Source organism: Vibrio sp. M60_M70 (assembly GCF_037162085.1).
Lineage (GTDB): Bacteria > Pseudomonadota > Gammaproteobacteria > Enterobacterales > Vibrionaceae > Vibrio > Vibrio diabolicus.
The window spans coordinates 1,792,880-1,811,128 of sequence record NZ_JARLUL010000001.1 but is presented as its reverse complement, the minus strand read 5'-3'; the positions used below and the strand labels follow the sequence as shown (position 1 = coordinate 1,811,128).

16 protein-coding genes are annotated in these 18,249 nt (G+C 45.5%); 8 read left to right on the top strand and 8 right to left on the bottom strand.

Annotation, left to right across the window (positions count from 1 at the left end):
- Positions 1-62: 62 nt before the first annotated feature.
- Entirely contained in the window at positions 63-884 is an 822-nt protein-coding gene (locus P4S59_RS08385; RefSeq protein ID WP_012841839.1) for a sterol desaturase family protein, read from the bottom strand.
- A 149-nt stretch (positions 885-1,033) separates the two neighbouring features.
- On the opposite strand from P4S59_RS08385, the gene P4S59_RS08380 reads away from it, so the two are divergent.
- On the top strand, positions 1,034-1,783 hold the full coding sequence (locus P4S59_RS08380; protein ID WP_041853036.1) for a tRNA-uridine aminocarboxypropyltransferase: 750 nt from the start codon (positions 1,034-1,036) through the stop codon (positions 1,781-1,783).
- Between the two features lie 173 nt (positions 1,784-1,956).
- The gene (nagK, locus tag P4S59_RS08375) at positions 1,957-2,865 is read left to right on the top strand and encodes an N-acetylglucosamine kinase (protein ID WP_006742573.1); all 909 of its coding nucleotides are present in this window, start codon (positions 1,957-1,959) and stop codon (positions 2,863-2,865) included.
- A 204-nt stretch (positions 2,866-3,069) separates the two neighbouring features.
- On the opposite strand, the gene P4S59_RS08370 is transcribed toward nagK, so the two are convergent.
- From P4S59_RS08370 to P4S59_RS08345, 6 genes are all read right to left on the bottom strand, one after another.
- On the bottom strand, positions 3,070-3,336 hold the full coding sequence (locus tag P4S59_RS08370) for a DUF2960 domain-containing protein (RefSeq protein WP_005377584.1): 267 nt from the start codon (positions 3,334-3,336) through the stop codon (positions 3,070-3,072).
- Between the two features lie 74 nt (positions 3,337-3,410).
- The gene (locus P4S59_RS08365; RefSeq protein WP_337168229.1) at positions 3,411-5,189 is read right to left on the bottom strand and encodes a bifunctional molybdopterin-guanine dinucleotide biosynthesis adaptor protein MobB/molybdopterin molybdotransferase MoeA; all 1,779 of its coding nucleotides are present in this window, start codon (positions 5,187-5,189) and stop codon (positions 3,411-3,413) included.
- The gene (gene mobA, locus P4S59_RS08360) at positions 5,186-5,773 is read right to left on the bottom strand and encodes a molybdenum cofactor guanylyltransferase MobA (RefSeq protein ID WP_025534433.1); all 588 of its coding nucleotides are present in this window, start codon (positions 5,771-5,773) and stop codon (positions 5,186-5,188) included. The genes P4S59_RS08365 and mobA overlap by 4 nt, the downstream gene beginning before the upstream one ends.
- Positions 5,751-6,470 carry an energy-coupling factor ABC transporter ATP-binding protein gene (locus tag P4S59_RS08355; RefSeq protein ID WP_005396189.1) on the bottom strand — a complete coding sequence of 240 codons (720 nt, stop codon included), beginning with the start codon at positions 6,468-6,470 and terminating at the stop codon, positions 5,751-5,753. Before P4S59_RS08355 ends, mobA begins: the two co-directional genes overlap by 23 nt.
- A 50-nt stretch (positions 6,471-6,520) precedes the next feature.
- Positions 6,521-7,219 (bottom strand): ABC transporter permease, encoded by a 699-nt coding sequence (locus P4S59_RS08350; protein ID WP_005396188.1) that lies wholly within the window; start codon positions 7,217-7,219, stop codon positions 6,521-6,523.
- Positions 7,220-7,225: 6 nt separating this feature from the next.
- Entirely contained in the window at positions 7,226-8,044 is an 819-nt protein-coding gene (locus tag P4S59_RS08345; RefSeq protein WP_337168228.1) for a substrate-binding domain-containing protein, read from the bottom strand.
- A gap of 333 nt (positions 8,045-8,377) precedes the next feature.
- Between P4S59_RS08345 and P4S59_RS08340 the strand changes: the two genes are divergently transcribed.
- The 3 genes from P4S59_RS08340 to P4S59_RS08330 all read left to right on the top strand — a co-directional run bounded on the left by P4S59_RS08340 (position 8,378) and on the right by P4S59_RS08330 (position 13,668).
- Positions 8,378-9,829 carry a sigma-54-dependent transcriptional regulator gene (locus tag P4S59_RS08340; protein ID WP_337168227.1) on the top strand — a complete coding sequence of 484 codons (1,452 nt, stop codon included), beginning with the start codon at positions 8,378-8,380 and terminating at the stop codon, positions 9,827-9,829.
- A complete protein-coding gene (locus tag P4S59_RS08335) occupies positions 9,819-11,858 on the top strand; it encodes a sensor histidine kinase (RefSeq protein ID WP_337168226.1) in 2,040 nt (679 codons plus the stop codon). Before P4S59_RS08340 ends, P4S59_RS08335 begins: the two co-directional genes overlap by 11 nt.
- 217 nt (positions 11,859-12,075) lie before the next feature.
- Positions 12,076-13,668, top strand: coding sequence for an ABC-F family ATPase (locus P4S59_RS08330; RefSeq protein WP_012841837.1), 1,593 nt, complete (start codon positions 12,076-12,078; stop codon positions 13,666-13,668).
- 361 nt (positions 13,669-14,029) lie between these two features.
- On the opposite strand, the gene P4S59_RS08325 is transcribed toward P4S59_RS08330, so the two are convergent.
- The gene (locus P4S59_RS08325) at positions 14,030-14,863 is read right to left on the bottom strand and encodes a formate dehydrogenase accessory sulfurtransferase FdhD (protein ID WP_005396179.1); all 834 of its coding nucleotides are present in this window, start codon (positions 14,861-14,863) and stop codon (positions 14,030-14,032) included.
- Between the two features lie 325 nt (positions 14,864-15,188).
- Between P4S59_RS08325 and P4S59_RS08320 the strand changes: the two genes are divergently transcribed.
- From P4S59_RS08320 to P4S59_RS08310, 3 genes are all read left to right on the top strand, one after another.
- A complete protein-coding gene (locus P4S59_RS08320) occupies positions 15,189-15,653 on the top strand; it encodes a DUF3305 domain-containing protein (protein ID WP_005396177.1) in 465 nt (154 codons plus the stop codon).
- Positions 15,643-16,272, top strand: coding sequence for a DUF3306 domain-containing protein (locus P4S59_RS08315; protein WP_337168225.1), 630 nt, complete (start codon positions 15,643-15,645; stop codon positions 16,270-16,272). The genes P4S59_RS08320 and P4S59_RS08315 overlap by 11 nt, the downstream gene beginning before the upstream one ends.
- 308 nt (positions 16,273-16,580) lie before the next feature.
- The gene (locus P4S59_RS08310) at positions 16,581-18,242 is read left to right on the top strand and encodes a 4Fe-4S dicluster domain-containing protein (RefSeq protein WP_337168224.1); all 1,662 of its coding nucleotides are present in this window, start codon (positions 16,581-16,583) and stop codon (positions 18,240-18,242) included.
- Positions 18,243-18,249 lie beyond the last annotated feature (7 nt).

Genomic DNA, 18,249 nt, shown 5'->3' with positions numbered 1-18,249 from the left:
GGTTGGTGTTTAGGTTTAGTCTATTCGCTTTGTTTACGCACTTCATCCACAAAAACTTTTCTTCAACTGTTGCGTCTTCTTCGGTTATAGCGAAAAGGTTGCGTTAACAGCTTGTCTAATCGTTGTTCTGCTTCATTCCTAATTTCCGGTATACCAATTACGACATCATCATGGCCAAGCTCAGGCTGAGCTCGATATGTCCCAAAAAGTCGATCCCAAACAGAAAGGAAGAAACCGAAATTCGAGTTGGTTTCTTTTGCTATCACGGAATGATGAACGCGATGCATGTCTGGCGTCACTATGACGTTTCGCAGTTTCTGATCCGCTGATAAAGCCAGTTTTGCATTACTGTGATTAAACATCGCACTGGCATTGAGCACTATTTCGAATACCACGATAGCGATAGGAGAAACGCCTAAGATAAATACAGTGGCAATTTTGACACCCATCGAGATGATGATTTCGATGGGATGAAAACGTGCGCCAGTAGTGACATCAATGTCGAGATCGGCATGGTGCATTCGATGAAGCTTCCAAAGTGGCTTTACATAGTGAAAGACCACATGCTGAACGTAAATGACGAAATCAAGCAGAATAACCGCTAGAAGCACGTTTAACCAAGCGGGCAGGGAGAGCAAATTAAATAGTCCCCATTGTTGCTCCTGAGCGATAATTGCAGCTTGAAAGGCGGCGATAGGCATGACTAACGCAACAATCAAGCTATTCACAGCAACCAGTGATAAGTTATTGACCCAGCGAAACCCACGTGAAGCGGTAAGTGTTTTTCTCGGCAGTTTGTTTTCCCAAAGGGCACAAAGTAATAATACGCCGAGAAAAAAGCCTAATCTTATCCACGAGGGATCTTGAAACGTCGTTTCTGTCACTGTCATTTCCTTATTTATTACTTTATCTATGACCGAGGTAAGGGTGAAATTATTTCAACAAACAGTCAGGTGCGTTGAAGGGCTTATCTTGAGGCGAAACCATAATGTCAGTAGAATCGCGCTCTACTTTTTACTTGGCATTACTTACCATGAGAATTCACGCTTTCCACCGTTTATATCAGTACCGACAATCTATCTCAACCAAGCCTTTCAACGCGCGTGGATGTAAAGTGGTTCGTTGCCAATATTGCCAGGTTTCTGAGCAACACTGTTTGTGCGATCTTCAGCCAAACATCAAGGCTAATATTGCATGTATGTTGATTGTTTCTGAAAACGAAGTATTTAAGCCAAGTAATACCGGTCGTCTAATTGCTGATACGATTCAAGAGACTTACGTGTATCAATGGAACCGAACAGAACCGTCTGAGGAGATGCTGGAGCTACTACAGGATGACAACTACCAACCAGTGATTGTATTTCCTGCAGACTATGTGGATGACCCGTCTCGTTTAATTGAAGATCTGGAGCCTGCGCGATTAGTAAACGAAGAGGCTCAGAACAAAAAATGGTTGCTAATCTTTATCGATGGTAGCTGGCGTGAGGCACGAAAGATATTCCGTCGTTCTGATTTTCTTAAATCTTTGCCTGTGCTTTCTATCGAGCCAGAATCTCTGTCTGAATACATCATGCGCCGTTCTGAGAATGAGCAGCATCTTTCAACCGCCGAAGTCGCGACGTTAGTTTTGAAACAAGCCGGTGAGAATAAAGCATCGGAATGCCTGCAGTTGTGGTTTGAAGCCTTTAGAGAAACCTACATGTTGACCAAGACCCGAGTCAAAAACGATCCCAACCGACCGCATTTAAAACGTTTCAAAGAGTGGGTGAAAACCGAGAGCTGACTCTAAGGAATGAACTTTTGTTGATGGCATGTTGTTCAACTGGCTGCGGTGAGGGGATAAATCTGCATTCGGTCACGGTTTGCAGGCGTACAGATATGGATAATGCCACTAGTTTATACTTTTGACTCCAGCCATTTTTGGAGTCGTTTAAGCATTTTTTAGGAGAGAAATACATGTATTACGGCTTTGATGTCGGTGGCACTAAAATTGAATTTGGTGCATTTAACGAGAAGCTTGAGCGTGTAGCGACGGAACGTGTACCTACACCAACAGACAACTACGAGCTGCTGGTTGATACCATTGCGGAATTGGTTAACAAATACGATGCAGAGTTTGGTTGCGAAGGCACCATTGGTCTTGGCCTGCCAGGTATGGAAGACGCCGATGATGCAACGGTATTAACGGTTAACGTTCCTGCGGCGAAAGGCAAACCACTGCGCGCGGACCTTGAAGCGAAAATCGGTCGCAGCGTCAAGATTGAAAACGATGCGAACTGTTTTGCGCTATCAGAAGCATGGGACGAAGAGCTTCAAGATGAGCCTTCTGTACTTGGTTTGATCCTAGGTACTGGCTTTGGTGGCGGTTTTATCTACGATGGTAAAGTTTTCTCTGGCCGTAACCACGTAGCAGGTGAGGTGGGCCATACTCGTTTACCTATCGATGCTTGGTTCCACTTAGGCGAAAACGCACCTCTGTTGGGCTGTGGTTGTGACAAGAAAGGTTGTTTAGACAGTTACCTTTCTGGTCGAGGCTTCGAGCTGCTCTACGCCCATTACTACGGTGAAGAGAAGAAAGCGATCGACATCATTAAAGCGCACGCAGAAGGTGAGGCGAAAGCCGTCGAGCACGTTGAGCGTTTTATGGAGTTGCTGGCTATCTGTTTTGCAAACATCTTTACAGCGACTGACCCACATGTTGTTGTGCTGGGTGGTGGTCTTTCAAACTTCGAATTGATTTATGAAGAGATGCCAAAACGCATCCCTAAACACTTATTGTCTGTGGCTAAGTGTCCTAAGATCATCAAAGCAAAACACGGTGATTCAGGCGGTGTACGCGGTGCTGCGTTCCTAAACATCAAGTAGTGACTGAAACCTTACTCGATATAAAGTAAGAAGAAATCTACGCCCCGTTTAGACCATCAAGGTAAAAACGGGGCTTTTTACTTATATATAGAAATAATTCATATACCCAAGTAACTTCTATATGCTTGGGTATAGAGCACGAACAAAAATAGCATGCATAAAAAAACTCGCGACGAATCGCGAGTTTTCTGTTTACAGCTAAGCTTATTTGTTCTTTTTGCCTACGCCTAGGTTTTCTTTTTGAGCTAGGGTAATTTTGCTAAAGCCTAATTTTCTGAAGTAGTTATCGCGGTAGTTGCGCACCGCTTTAGTGTCAGACACTGCTTCGATTTGTTGCTCCATCTTTAGGAACTCAGTGATATCGATACCTTCTGCTTCTGCAACCGCTTCTTGAATGTTGCGGTGCTGCTGGTATGAGAACGTCAGTTCTTTGTCTTGGTCTTTGTAAGTGTAAAGAATGGTGCGAGCCATAGCTGTCTCTCTGAAAAGGTTTCTGTATTAAACAAAAAGGCCAGACTCGCTGACCTTTGAATTTCTAGTTTGGGCTAGATTCTGCCTTGAAGTGGGATAATTGTCACGCTTTCTCCCGCTTTTACTGTATCAATAGCTGGGGAGATTTCGATTAAACAGTTTGCTTCACTCATTGAGCGCAAAATACCAGAGCCTTGCTTGCCTGTTGTACGAACGGTTAAACGGCCAGTGTCATCCAGTTCATAGATTCCTCGACTAAACTCGGTACGACCTTGTCGAGAGCGAAGATTCTCAGTTGCGATGGCATTCACTTTCAGAGGCTTCCAGCCTTGTTCGCCTTGCATCTTACGCAGTGCAGGCTCAACAAAATTAATGAAAGAGACCATCACGGCAACAGGGTTGCCCGGCAGACCAAAGAACGGCTTGTTGTTGATTTGACCAAACGCGAGTGGACGTCCCGGACGCATGTTGATTCGCCAAAAATCGATTTGACCAAGTTTATCCAAGGCAAGTTTGATGTAATCCGCATCACCAACGGATACGCCACCAGAAGTCATAACCACGTCCGCTTGCGCCGATGCGTTTTCCAACGCTTCAATCATTAACTGTTCGTTGTCTTCCAGAATACCGAAATCCAAGATCTCGCAGCCGAGCTTTTCAAGCATGCCCATGATGGTAAAACGGTTGGAATCGTAGATAGAATTCGCTTTTTGCTCTGTTCCCGGCGCTTGTACTTCGTCACCGGTGGAGAACACGGCAACTTTCAATTTGCGGAACACATTCGCTTCACCAAAACCAAGCGAAGCGATCATGCCCATTTCTGGAGAGGCTAGGCGAGTGCCTGCGGTAAAGACGTCACTGCCGATAACGAGATCTTCACCTGCTTGACGAACGTTTTGGCCTGCTTTGATATTCGCACCGTTAAAGGTGACCTTGTCACCTTCTTGAGAGGCTTGCTCACGCATGACCACTGTGTCGCCGTTAAGTGGTGTCGGTGCGCCGGTCATGATCTTCACCGCTTGACCAACTTCCAGAGGCTGATCGTAAGCATGGCCCGCCATCACTTCAGCAATCACTTGGTAGCTATCGCGGTCAACATCATCACTGCGGATGGCATAACCGTCCATCGCAGAGTTGGTGTACTGCGGCACGTTTACTGGTGAAACGATATGTTCCGCGAGAACACGGCCATAGGCGTTTTCAATCTTGCATGCTTCTATTTCCGAAACCGTGTTCACCAAAGAAAGGATTTTTTCTTGGCCTTGAACCACAGAAAGGAAAGCAGGAGAAAGTGTGTCGCAACATGCGGTCTCTTTCTCTTTAGATTTTGGTGCTTTTGCATCTTGAACGTATTGAAGAACAAATTGAGCGATGGCATCCAAATCATTGATGTTCATTTGAGGGAGCTCAGAATCTAACTCCGCACTGTCGGAAGCGATAGCAATGATGTTTTCATCGTTTGGATAAAGCCAAGGCTTGCCGATTTCTTCACGATGCAATTCAATTTTAGGAAACACGATGTTTTTACAGCCTTCAACTAAAACCACATCAAGCTTGTCTTCATCAAAACGTGTTAAGAGGTATTCAAACTCTGCCTCGGCCTCTGGCGTTTCTGTCATTAACGCAAAACGGTTGCGAGAAGCAATCAGCATTTGAGACGCGCCAGCTTTGCGTAAACGGTAGCTGTCTTTACCTGGGTTATCGACATCGAAGTTGTGATGAGCATGTTTTAGCATGCCAATGCGTAAACCTGTTTCAGTCAGCTTTGGCAATAGCGCTTCAAGTAGCGTGGTTTTGCCTGTGCCTGAATAAGCTGCAAAACCAAGAATAGGAATATTTAGCGTGTGTTTCATGATTCTAATTGTCCAAATTGCGCCAGTTCTTCCGGAGTGTTCAAGTTGACGAAACAGTTTGGTGAGTCGCTAAAGTCAACGTAACTGGTGTTGCACTCTTTGTAGAGCAGAATGATTTTTCGGTCGCCACGTTCTAAAAATGCGGTGAGTTTTGGCAGTACGCGCTTGTGGTAGAGCGTAAAAACAGGTTGCTGATGGTCACCATCATGAGCGACCAAAATATCACTGTCTTCTTTGGCGGCTTGGCAGAAACGCTCGACAAGGTCGGTGTTAATTTGTGGGCTATCGCAAGGTACAAATCCAACCCAGTCAGTTTCAGCATGCATCAAACCCGCGTGAATACCGCCCATAGGTCCAGGGAAATCTTTGAATTGATCACTAAATACGAAACCAAATTTGCTGTACGCATCTTGGTTTCGGTTGGCATTAATTAAAATGCGTGGTGTTTGTGGAGATAAACGTTCAATAACGTGTTCGATGAGTGGCTTCTGATTTAATTCAATCAGACCTTTATCTTTTCCACCCATACGGCTGGCTTGGCCACCAGCCAAAATGACCCAACTAGTTTGTGTTGGTTGAAGCATATGCATTCTCTTGGGATGTTTCTTTTGGTATGACATACAACAGAGGAGACTCTATCAAAGTCTTGTCTTTAATCCACCACTGTTTTTTACATAAGTCGGTCAGTGCGTTGGTTTGATGGCTTGTCACCACAATACTGGAACCACGATCCAAAAGATCTTTCGCCATCACCACCAATCGTTCAATGGATTCTTGGTCTAAAGACGCACTTGGCTCATCCATCAATAAAATCGACGGTTTTAAGATCCAAGCCCTTGCCATGGCAACGCGCTGTTTTTCACCGCCGGACAACACGGAAATATGTTCGTCCGCTAAGGTTTCTAAACCTACCATGCGCAGCGCGTGAATAACTTGAGCTCGCTTATCTTTTGGTGTGTCTTGTTGATATTTCACTCCATAAACTACGTTCTCATATACAGTGCCGTCAAAAAGGTAAGGAGATTGATGGAGATAAATCACATCGACACGACCATTGCGACGCGTCAGTCTTTTCAGCCACGTATCTTTTGGCGCAACAACATCGCCAGTAGAAGGTTTGAGCAAGCCGGCAAGGATTTTGAGTAGGGTAGTTTTGCCCACACCATTGTCCCCCTTGAGATAAATGGCATCATTTGGGCCGATGGCTAACTCAGGGATGTGGAAAAGCACACGCTCTTTAAAGCGCATGGATAACTGTTCGGCGGTGATTTTTATAGTCATAATGCGCCTCTACATGGGGTTAATGGTGAGTCTTTTGTTTGCTTCATGTTCTATGTTCTGAGGTAGCCTTTGCCTCTCATGCTTGATAAGAAGAAGTTTAGTGCCAACGCTAAAGATAGTAATACAATTCCTAATGCAACTCCTTGCGCAAAAGCACCTTTGCTGCTTTCCATTGCGATAGCAGTGGGAATATTTCGCGTCACGCCCATAATGTTTCCGCCCACCATCATTGAGCAGCCCACCTCGGTTACGATACGTGAGAACCCTGCAATGATAGCTGCGAGTAGAGGAAAGCGGGTTTCCCAAATCATCGTAGCTGCCACGCGCGGAATGGAGACGCCTAGCGTGATGGCAGTTTCCACAGCGCGACGGTCGCTAGATTGCAATGCACCATGCATCATCGATACCAAAACAGGGAAACAGATCACCATTTGGCCGAAAATCATCGCCTTCTGAGTGAACAGCATTTGCCAGTCTCCCCAAGGGCCAGCGCGCGACAGCAACATGTACAGCAACAGGCCAATCACGACGGTAGGGACTGCTTGCAGCGTATTCACGATCGACAACAAAAACCATTTACCGCGAAAGTCGGTATACGCCAGTACAAAGGACATCAAAATAGCCGGCAATACCACTAAAGATATTGCCGTGATAGAAACACTAAAGGAGACCGCAACGATCTCCCATAGGTCTGCATCAAAATTCACCAATAAGCGAAGCGCTTCCAGTGTTGTATCAGCAAGATTCATATTGCGTTATTTGCTTTCAGCATTCGCAACAAACAGTTGTTTACCGTTTAGGCGGAAACCATTGATAAGTTCCTGTCCGCGAGGGTTCACCAACCAATCACTGAATGCCTTCGCACCTTGGTAGTTGATCGTTGGGTAACGTTCAGGGTTAACAAGAATAACTTGGTACGGGTTAAACAGTTTTTCATCGCCTTGGAACAGAATTTTTAGATCCAATTTGTTTTGATAAGCCAACCATGTGCCGCGGTCTGTCATGGTGTAGCCTTGCATTTCAGACGCCATGTTCAGAGTTGGGCCCATACCTTGACCTACGCTGCGGTAACCGCCAAAGTTTGGTTCGATTTTAGTTTGAGCCCAGAAGCCCATTTCTTTTTTGTGCGTACCAGAATCATCGCCGCGAGAGATGAACGTTGCGTTTTTGTTTGCGATCTCTTTGAATACATCTAACACGCCTTCGTCATTTTTGATTTTTGCTGGGTCAGCTTTTGGGCCAACAATTACAAAGTCGTTATACATCAGTTTACGAGGTAGAACGCCGTAGCCTTTCTCAACGAATGTGCCTTCGGCTTTTGGTGCGTGTGTCATCACCAAATCTACGTCACCGTTTTCGCCCATTTTTAAGGCCTTGCCAGTACCCGCAGCGATAACATCGACTTTGTAGCCCGTGTCTTTCTCAAATTGTGGAAGCAGGTAATCAAGTAACCCTGAATGGTAAGTACTGGTAGTGGTTGCTAGGCGAACGTGCTCGCCATCTTGAGCGGAAAACGCAGAGTAACTTACAAGCGTGATTGACGTCGCAGCCAGAGTTAGCGCAATTTTTTTCATTTTTATGTGTTCCTTTCCAATGATTCTGTGGCTTTTCTCCCGATGTATTGGGAGAGGCCTCTTGGGCGAGAGCGATTAGTTCAAAGTGCAAGTTGTCTTAGGGTGTTGGAATAACAAACACCAACATCCTGAGATCACTTGAATACGCCCTGTAGCCACCTTATAGCAAACAAGATGCCAACCTTTTACAAGCGAAAAGTGCTCGATTTATGCACTAAATCATGGGGTTATTTGCACAAAAGTTTGCGTTGGTACAAAATGTCGCACTTTTTGTAGGGTATCTCTGTTTAAACTTGGTACACTCTGTCCCATCCGAAGCCATCCGGGGTAAATATGTCTACTCAATCCCATATTAGTACAAACCAACAATATAACGCCTTTTCCGTACTGGTCGTTGATGATGAATTGGGCATGCAAGCCATTTTGAAAAAGGCATTGGGGAAGCTTTTCTCACATGTCGACACTGTTGGCAGCATCGAAGAAGCAGAGCAACTGCGTAATTCTCGCCATTATGATTTGATTTTGCTGGATATTAATCTGCCGGGGCGTTCTGGGATTGAGTGGGAAGAAGCGTTTGAAGATGATGAAAAACGCGCCGATGTGATTTTCATGACGGGTTATGCGGATCTAGAAATTGCCATTCGAGCGCTGCAGCTCGGAGCTTCCGACTTTATCCTCAAGCCCTTCAACCTTGAGCAGATGCTAAAAGCGGTCAGCCGCTGTATGGATCGCCGTTTGAACGAGCGCATGCAGTACGCAATGAAGCGTGATTACCAGCGTCACAATACTTCCGAGATCATCGGTGGTTCAGAAAAAACGCGTCAGCTTAAGCAGCTGATTAACCAGTTTGCACCATCGCGAGCTTCTGTTTTGGTGGAAGGTGAGTCGGGTACGGGTAAAGAGCTGGTTGCGCGAGGTATTCACCAGGCGAGTGGGCGAACGGGCCCATTTGTGCCTATCAACTGTGGAGCAATTGCGCCAGAGCTACTTGAAAGTGAGTTATTTGGTCATACATCGGGCGCGTTTACCGGTGCTAAAAAATCTCGTGAAGGTTTGTTCCGCGTAGCAAATGGCGGCACCTTGTTCCTCGATGAAATTGGGGAAATGCCACTTGCAATGCAAGCGTCGCTGTTACGCGTTTTGGAGCAACGTACTATCCGTCCTGTTGGTTCAGAAAAAGAAATCAGCATTGATGTCCGTATCGTTGCTGCCACCAACCGAAACCTGCAAGAAGAGGTCAACCAAGGCAACTTCCGCAGTGACCTGTATTACCGTTTGAATGTGCTCAAAATCGAAGTGTGTCCTCTGCGTGAGCGCAAAACCGATTTGTTTGAGCTCGTGCCATTTTTCAGTAATATGCTGACGCGCGAGCTCGGTATGCCTGCGCCAAAATGGGCGCACGAGGACATGGAAGCCATGAGTGAGTACGATTGGCCGGGAAACATTCGTGAGCTGAAAAACTTGATTGAGCGATGCATTTTGCTTGGCAAACCGCCTGCGCATTATTGGCGGGAGCTAAATGGTGGACACTCATTGCCTAATGTGTCGATTACTGTTTCTCACTCTGCTGAACTACCGACATTTAAAGAAGGTAGAGAGTTCACCGGTGAGGGGTATCCAAACAACTGGACTCTGAAAGAAGTCGAAAAAGCGCATATAAAACAGGTCGTTAATTTGCACGAAGGCAACAAGTCAGCCGCTGCTCGTGACTTAGGCGTTGCGCGTAAGACCTTAGAACGTAAGTATAAAGAATGGGATTCTGAGGATGAGGAATATGCCGACTAACGGCCCGCAGCACAAAGGATTGTCGAAATGGACGCACCGTTTTAAAACCATGGTGCGTTATCGCTTATTATTTTTAACCTCTGCACCTATCTTTCTGACTTTGATAGCCCTGATCGGGATTACCATTTATTGGTCCATCCATTATACGTGGCAAAATGCACTGCTTGATGTTTCTGAGCGTCTTGGTGTTGCGAATAACAGCGTAACGTTGTTACAGCAAAAGCAATCGAATTACGTACGTGCGTTTGCTGACTCATACGATTTTCGTATTCGCATCAATCAAGGGATACCGCAAGATGAGCTGCAAAAGTGGGTCACTGAGCAGAAGAAAAGATATGCTTTAGATTTTCTCTCTTTCCAACGCGTCAACTCGATGGAAAACAAATTCCGCTTTATGGATCTCACTAAGCGAGAATCGTTTTTTGATGTACTCAATAAAGAAGAACTCGAACGCCTCGATCCTGAACTCGCTAAACGAGCGGAAGTGTCTATTCTTGCTGATGGTGGCATGGAAGCGCGTGGGTTAGTCAGTCGAACCGTGATTCCTGTGTATAGCCAAGCGAATGATTTGATCGGCTTTCTTGATGGTGGTTTGCTTCTCAATAACAGTACTGTATTGGTAGATCAAATTCGCGACTTAATCTATCTCAGCGATAATGATCGCCTTCGTCCGGTTGGCACATTGACCGTATTTCTTGATGATTTGCGTGTAAGCACCAACGTTCCTCTAGACAGCGAGCATAGGCTAGGGCGCGCCATAGGCACTCGCGTGAGCGCAGAAGTGTATAACCAAGTACTTTCAAAAGGTGAGCAGTGGGTTGACCGAGCCTATGTGTATGACGCTTGGTATATTACGGCGTATCAACCGATCAAAGACCAATACGACAATGTTATTGGTATGCTTTATACCGGTTACCTAATGTGGCCATTCGTTAAAGCCTACATGACCAACATTGCAGAAATTAGCTTGATTACGGTTATGTTATTGCTGGTTTCCGGCGTGATGGTATATCGCGGTTCTTATGATCTGTTTCGGCCGATCGAACGCATTCATAAAGTAGTTAAGCAGGTCCAACAAGGAAAAGAAAAACGGATTGGTCCATTGGGCTTAGATGCAGATCATGAACTTGCGCAGTTAGCCAGACAGTTTGATGATATGTTAGACGCGCTAGAAGAGCGCAAAATTGAACTGAAGAACTCCGCAGCACAACTTGAATGCAAAGTTCAAGAGCGCACAGCAAGCCTTAGAGAAAAAACCCAAGATTTAGAGCTGCATATTCAACTGCTCAACCAAACTCGCGACAAACTCGTTGTTCATGAAAAACTGGCAGCACTGGGAGAACTCACCGCGGGGATTGCTCACGAAATTAATAACCCAACCGCCGTGATCCTTGGCAACGTGGAGTTGATCCACTTTGAGTTGGGTGACGATGCAAGTCGAGTACAAGAAGAGATTGATGCTATTCACGCGCAAATCGATCGTATTCGCAATATCACGCGCAGTTTATTGCAATACAGTCGCCAGGGCGGTGTTCAAGATGAAATCACTTGGCAACATGTCAATCCTATCATTGATGAAAGCATCACCTTGGTTAAAACGGGGACCAAGAAACGCGACGTCGAGTTTGTGACTGATCTACAAGCACATACGTCAGTTGAGATAAACCGCCATCATTTGCTACAAATCTTAGTTAACCTGCAAATGAACGCCATTCACGCAATGAACGGCAAAGGCACTTTAACAGTAGTCAGTGAAGACTGGATTGAAGAGGGAGAAGTGAAAGGAGCCGCGATTCATGTTATTGACGAGGGCTGCGGTATTAAGCCAGAAAACTTGAATCGAATCTTCTCACCATTTTACACGACGAAGCGAGAAGGCACAGGGTTAGGGCTGTCGGTCTCTCAAAGTATCCTCAGCCAAACGGGTGGTGAGCTAAAAGCCGAGTCGGAATGGGGAAAGGGCAGTAAATTCAGTATTTATTTACCTAAAAAAGCCGAGCTGATCCTAGAGGTGACGAATATCGCTTAGTCACTTGTTGTAAGCATTGCGGAAGAAAGAGCCAGTTATAATACTGGCTCTTTTTTGTATTCAATGACGCATTTGTGCTTGAGCTTTTTGCTTTGAAGAAGCACTGCGATGGTTTCACTAGCGATGAATTAATAAAAACAACACTTGCAGTATGTAGCATGAACAAGTACCGTTGCCCGGTTTTTCTAAATACACCCCAATTGCTAAGGTAAAGGTTTTGATCTCCACAGCGAATATTACTCAACAATTCGGCGCTAAGCCGCTATTCGAAAACATTTCAGTTAAGTTCGGCGAAGGTAATCGCTACGGCTTAATTGGAGCTAACGGTTGTGGTAAATCAACCTTTATGAAGATCCTCAGCGGCGAGCTTGAGCAAACCAGCGGTAACGTGAGTTACGATCCAAACGAGCGCGTTGCAAAACTAAACCAGGACCAGTTCGCTTACGAAGAATTTACGGTAATCGATACCGTTATCATGGGTCATAAAGAGCTATGGGAAGTGAAGAAAGAGCGTGACCGTATCTACTCACTTGCTGAAATGAGTGAAGAAGACGGCATGAAAGTGGCTGACCTAGAAGTTCAGTTTGCGGAAATGGACGGCTACATGGCAGAAGCCAAAGCGGGCGAGCTTCTTCTTGCGGTGGGTATTCCAATGGAGCAGCACTTCGGCCTAATGAGTGAAGTGGCGCCGGGCTGGAAACTTCGTGTGCTTCTAGCGCAAGTTCTATTCGCAGACCCAGACGTTATGCTGCTTGACGAACCTACCAACAACTTGGACATGGATACGATCCGTTGGTTGGAAGACACGCTAAATGCGCGTAACTGCACCATGATCATCATCTCGCACGACCGCCACTTCCTAAACTCAGTATGTACGCACATGGCGGACTTGGATTACGGTGAACTGCGCATTTACCCAGGTAACTATGATGAGTACATGACAGCAGCTTCTCAAGCTCGTGAACGTCTATTAAACGACAACGCGAAGAAGAAAGCACAAATTGCTGAGCTACAAACGTTCGTTGCACGTTTCTCAGCAAACGCATCGAAAGCAAAACAAGCGACATCTCGTGCGAAGCAAATCGACAAGATCAAACTGGATGAAGTTAAAGCGTCTAGCCGTCAAAACCCATTCATTCGTTTCGAACAGTCGAAAGAGCTGTTCCGTAACGCTCTGATTGTTGAAAACCTAAGCCAAGGTTTCGAAGAGGACTTGTTCTCAGACTTCAATGCAATTTTTGAAGTGGGTGAGCGCGTTGCGATCATCGGTGAGAACGGTGTGGGTAAAACAACACTTCTAAACACGCTTGCTGGTGTGCTTGAACCGCGTGCGGGTGAGTACAAATGGTCTGAAAACTCAAACATCGGTTACTACGCGCAAGACCACGCGCATGACTTTGCAGAAGACATGAACCTAACGGATTGGATGGGTCAATGGCGTCAAGAAGGTGATGACGAGCAAGTCGTTCGTGGTTTCCTTGGTCGTATGCTGTTTGGTCAAGACGACATTAAGAAGTCAGTAAAAGTACTATCTGGTGGTGAGCAAGGTCGTATGTTGCTTGGTAAGCTGATGATGCACAAGCCAAACATGCTGCTAATGGACGAACCAACCAACCACATGGACATGGAATCGATTGAATCTTTGAACACCGCGCTTGAGCAATACAAAGGCACGTTGTTCTTCGTATCTCACGACCGTGTATTCGTAGACTCGCTAGCAACGCGTATTATCGAAATCCGCGATGGCAAGATCACGGACTTCAAAGGCACGTATTCTGAGTTCCTAAAATCTCGTGGCGTTGACGCGTAATTACTCGCAAAGCGTTTAAAAAGCAAAAGCCTCGCTATTTAGCGAGGCTTTTTTAATTGGTCTTAATCCTTAAACTGACCGGTTATATACGCATATATGCCGACGACACCAAATGTAATGATCATTGAGAGCATGATGCCACTGGGCGTGAGCAAAAAATTCCACAGTTGGTCATTGTCCATAGTTCACATCCTTTGTGAATGAGCTGTAGTTAGCATCAATTAAAGCAAGCGTTGTATTGCTACAACACATGTTGCTATTTCTGACTTATATCGTTTAATTAAGCCTTCATAACGTGATGATTTACTTATCCCAATTGTTATAAGTTTACACGAATCGACGGTTTTGTATTATTTTCTCGTTAACGAGATGCACTTTCGCCTTTCACATCAAACTCAATCTTGTCGGCTCCGGTAAATACTTGGAAGCGTAAACCTTTTGCTCGCGCAATGGTCGTAATGCCAAATTGCTTCGCTAGATCTAACCCCATTTGAGTTACACCAGAGCGAGAAAGCAGAACAGGAATGCCCATTTGGGCCACTTTAATCACCATCTCTGAAGTAAGGCGACCAGTTGTGTAGAAAATTTTATCTTCACCTGTTTCTTCTTTGAGCCACATCTCACCTGCAAGCGTATCCACAGCATTGTGGCGACCGACATCTTCCACAAATGACAATACCTCATTGCCTTTGCAAACCGCACAGCCATGCACCGCACCTGCTTTTTTGTAGGTGTCGTTGTAATGAGTCAACGCTTCCAATGCGGAATAGATTTCTGATTGTTTAAGCGGAACTTGAGGCACTTGATAGTTCTCAAGCTGCTTCATCACGTTGCCATACATGGTGCCTTGACCACAGCCAGATGTGACGGTTTTCTTTTTCAGAGCGCCTTCTAAATGTTCGGTATTTTCTTTAGTAATTACCGCTGCGGAATGCGTTTCCCAGTCAATAATGACGGATTCAATCGCTGCTGGATCGGACAGGAAGCTTTGGTTTTTCAAATAACCTAGTACTAACGCTTCTGGACGCGAACCTAGCGTCATGAGCGTGACCACTTCTTTCCAGTTCAGCATGACCGTAAGAGGACGCTCGCATGCGATTTGCTTTGTCAGTTTTTCGCCGTACTCGTCGTACACGTCGACTTCAATGGTTTGCAGGGGATTTTCACTGGTTTTAATAATATTTGGTTTCAGCACAGTCGTGTCCTAGTGATTAAGAGCGTTAGGTTGCTACGCATTTAGCTTGCTAAGTGGTTAGCAAAGCAAATCTCGTTCCAAAATAGCGGTTCCCACAAAAATTGCGAGGTTTTATGTCAACAATGCATTAAAACTGCGAGTTCGCAGTAATGACACATCAGTACATTTGAGTTTCGGCTAGTTTGGTACTTATAGCCAGAGGACATGAATAGGCTAAGCTTTATCAGTGTGGCTCGTTTATTGCCTATAAGTCAATAAAATGGTCGAAAGTAAGGTCAAAGTGTCCTGATTGCTTTCAGACCAAAATAGAAAAACTGGGTGAGTTATGTCGGATAAGAAAGATTTCGAGAACAATTACGAGAAGACCGAAGACGCATGGCCAATTGGCGTAGAGCTTGTTGAGCATGAGATCAGTACAGGGATTTGGGTAACAACCCAATGGCAGTTGACGGGATTTGCGCTAAATCCGACGGAAGAGACTCCAGATGTTTGTCTGTTGCAATTGCACAAAGACGAGCGTACAGACTACCGCTTTAACTTAAGCTCTCAGCAACCTAAACTTTTTTTAGTGATGGATAACGTCGAGTCTGGTGAAAAACCAGCGATACAGCTACTAACGGCTTCACAATCTGTCGCGGCGCAATATATGGATGGCGACAACCTTGTACTATCCAACGATATGCCGTTAGCCGTTCAGGCTTGGATGGAAGCCTTCATCGGTCGCCACGGTGAGTTGTTAGAAGTAAGACGTAAGAAACGCAAAGGAGCGGGCAGAGCAAATGGCAACTAGTTTTTTAAGCCGTTGGTCGAAACGTAAATTAGAAGAATCTTCCCAACATGATGAAGAGATCACGCCGATAGCAGAGACGGAGCAATCCGAAGATAGTGTCACAGCGCTTTCAAACGCTGACGAAAGCTCAGACGCTTTGAACGTCAATGAGATTAGTCTGGCTCCAGATATTACCGCGAGTGTAGAGACTGAAAAGCCCGAAGAAATGTCTGTGGCGCAACTGCTGGTTTCTGAAGCTTCAGAAAGTGTTAAGAAAGCCGCGCTGCGCAAAATGTTCTTGTCCGAAGAATTTAACGTGCGTGATGGCCTAGACGATTACGATGATGATTACAGTAACTTAAAGTCACTTTCTAAAGACGTCGCAGAGACGCTGCGTGATTGGGTTAAAGAAAAAGTGGAAGAAGAACCTGACGCTGAAACGGCGCAAGGAGCTGAACTTAATGCTGACGATATCGCATCTGAGGTGGTTGAAGATGCAGAACCAAACGCCGAAAAAAGTGCCGAAATTACCCAAGATGAAAGTGAACTGTATATAAATACAGTGTCTGGTGGAAGTGATACTTTTGCTGAGGATTCACCGCCTAACGAGGTGAGACAAAATATACCACACAAAGAATAGGTACATTTTGACTAAACACTCAATGAACCGGCTGGGACAAAATGTCTCAACCGGTTTTTTTATCCCTACTATTTGTCGGTAAAATATCTAAGTGGTTGAATGTTAATTGATATTTTGTTGGCATGAACTTTGCTGTTTGTTGCTCAATACCAATCTGGTTGAAGTTAGCACGGACGCACTGCGTAGTATTCATCGCCTATAGATGGCGGAATAAGAATGCTCATTGATAAGTTAATCAGCAGAATCTCCGGCGCTAACTACACTAAGAGATGGAAAAGACTATCCATGTTCATAAATGGAATTGAGCAATGCTGAAACAACTATTAGAACAAGCAACTTCCAATAACGGTAAAGCGAGGCTGTATGCTTTCGAAAATACCGTAGAGTTGACCAATCTTATTCCACCAACCGTAAGCTATGAAAGCGGCGGTAATACTTTGATTGTGGGTCCAACGGCAATCATCGAAAGTGCGGCAGCGCAATTGTCGCAAATGAACAGCCTAACACTGCTTTCTACCGATGGCGAAAAGGGAACAAATCCCGAGCTTTACTACGCCAATTCGGTTCAGGTTTCAGGGTTCTTAGGTACGTTTGAAGTTCTGATTGAAAATCATGGTTCGACCAACAATCTTGCCAAGGTCGCGATCAATAGCGATTGTTTCGATATCGTACTCGATCTTTGCCTAAACAGCTGCATGTCGGAAGAAGTACCAGTACCGGGCTACTACCCAGTTGGTCGTGGCTATCCGAAACTGGCTGAGGCGTTGGAAGAAATTCCAACCTTGATGGGGACATTCGATAAACCGAAATTCTTCCGTTTAGATACCGATCTATGTGCACATAGCTCTCGTGGCGTAAAAGGTTGCGAACGTTGTGTGGATGCTTGTCCGGCAGGGGCGCTATCGAGTGAAGGCAGCGACAAAACGGGCCATCGCATCGAGATCAATCCATACCTATGTCAAGGCGTGGGTACTTGTGCTACAGCGTGTCCGACAGAAGCTATTCATTACGCATTGCCAAACCCCGAAGATACGCAAAAGTTTATTGAACGTACGCTAGCCAACTATGAGCAAGCGGGTGGTTTAGATCCTATCGTATTGATTTGTAGTTCTCGCCACGAGAACTACAACGTGATGGCACTAAAAGCACTGCCAGATAACGTGATTCCAATTGTGGTGGAAGAACTGCCTTCGGTTGGTATTGATACTTGGTTCGCCGCGCTTGTGAACGGTGCCACTCAGGTGCTGTTTGCGGCTTCGCGTTTTATGCCTCAAACCATTATTCGTGTACTTAATAGCGAAGTAGGTATTGCTCAAGAACTGCTCGACCAACTTGGTATCGCCAAAGAAACCATCGACATTCTGTATCTAGAATCACTACGTGAAGGTGCTCCGACACTTTGTACCGAGTCTTTTGATTTGGCATTAGGTGATTTGCAAGGTAACAAACGTCAGCGTCTATTTACGGCGTTGGATGCGTTGTCAGCATCGCGTATTCCAGTTGAGAACATTGTTGAACTGCCAGCGAATGCACCTTACGGCACGGTTTCTTGTGAAAGCAAAGATTGTACGTTGTGCATGAGCTGTGTGGCGGTGTGTCCAACACGTGCATTGCATACGGACGGCCAATCTCCGTCGCTTAAATTCGTCGAGCAAGACTGCATTCAATGTGGGCTGTGCGAGAAAGCGTGTCCAGAGAAAGTGCTGACGCTTACTCCTCGTATGAACTGGGTGAAAGAAGAACGCCAGAAAGCGGTTGTGATTCATGAAGAAAAGGCAGCCGAGTGCATTCGCTGTCACAAGCCTTTTGCACCGCAATCAATGATCGACATGCTGCAAAACAAGCTTCGTGGTCATTCTCACTTCTCTGATGAAGCTGCCATTAATCGCATCGCCATGTGTGAAGACTGTCGTGTGATCGACATGTTTGAATCGATGGCTGCAGATCCAATGAATCAATTGAAATACTAGGAGCTCG

Excerpts from the sequence above, each read along its gene's own strand:
- P4S59_RS08380 (WP_041853036.1), top strand. The coding sequence starts at position 1,034 with ATGAGAATTCACGCTTTCCACCGTTTATATCAGTACCGACAATCTATC.
- nagK (WP_006742573.1), top strand. The coding sequence starts at position 1,957 with ATGTATTACGGCTTTGATGTCGGTGGCACTAAAATTGAATTTGGTGCA.
- P4S59_RS08370 (WP_005377584.1), bottom strand. The coding sequence starts at position 3,336 with ATGGCTCGCACCATTCTTTACACTTACAAAGACCAAGACAAAGAACTG.
- P4S59_RS08365 (WP_337168229.1), bottom strand. The coding sequence starts at position 5,189 with ATGAAACACACGCTAAATATTCCTATTCTTGGTTTTGCAGCTTATTCA.
- mobA (WP_025534433.1), bottom strand. The coding sequence starts at position 5,773 with ATGCTTCAACCAACACAAACTAGTTGGGTCATTTTGGCTGGTGGCCAA.
- P4S59_RS08355 (WP_005396189.1), bottom strand. The coding sequence starts at position 6,470 with ATGACTATAAAAATCACCGCCGAACAGTTATCCATGCGCTTTAAAGAG.
- P4S59_RS08350 (WP_005396188.1), bottom strand. The coding sequence starts at position 7,219 with ATGAATCTTGCTGATACAACACTGGAAGCGCTTCGCTTATTGGTGAAT.
- P4S59_RS08345 (WP_337168228.1), bottom strand. The coding sequence starts at position 8,044 with ATGAAAAAAATTGCGCTAACTCTGGCTGCGACGTCAATCACGCTTGTA.
- P4S59_RS08340 (WP_337168227.1), top strand. The coding sequence starts at position 8,378 with ATGTCTACTCAATCCCATATTAGTACAAACCAACAATATAACGCCTTT.
- P4S59_RS08335 (WP_337168226.1), top strand. The coding sequence starts at position 9,819 with ATGCCGACTAACGGCCCGCAGCACAAAGGATTGTCGAAATGGACGCAC.
- P4S59_RS08320 (WP_005396177.1), top strand. The coding sequence starts at position 15,189 with ATGTCGGATAAGAAAGATTTCGAGAACAATTACGAGAAGACCGAAGAC.
- P4S59_RS08315 (WP_337168225.1), top strand. The coding sequence starts at position 15,643 with ATGGCAACTAGTTTTTTAAGCCGTTGGTCGAAACGTAAATTAGAAGAA.
- P4S59_RS08310 (WP_337168224.1), top strand. The coding sequence starts at position 16,581 with ATGCTGAAACAACTATTAGAACAAGCAACTTCCAATAACGGTAAAGCG.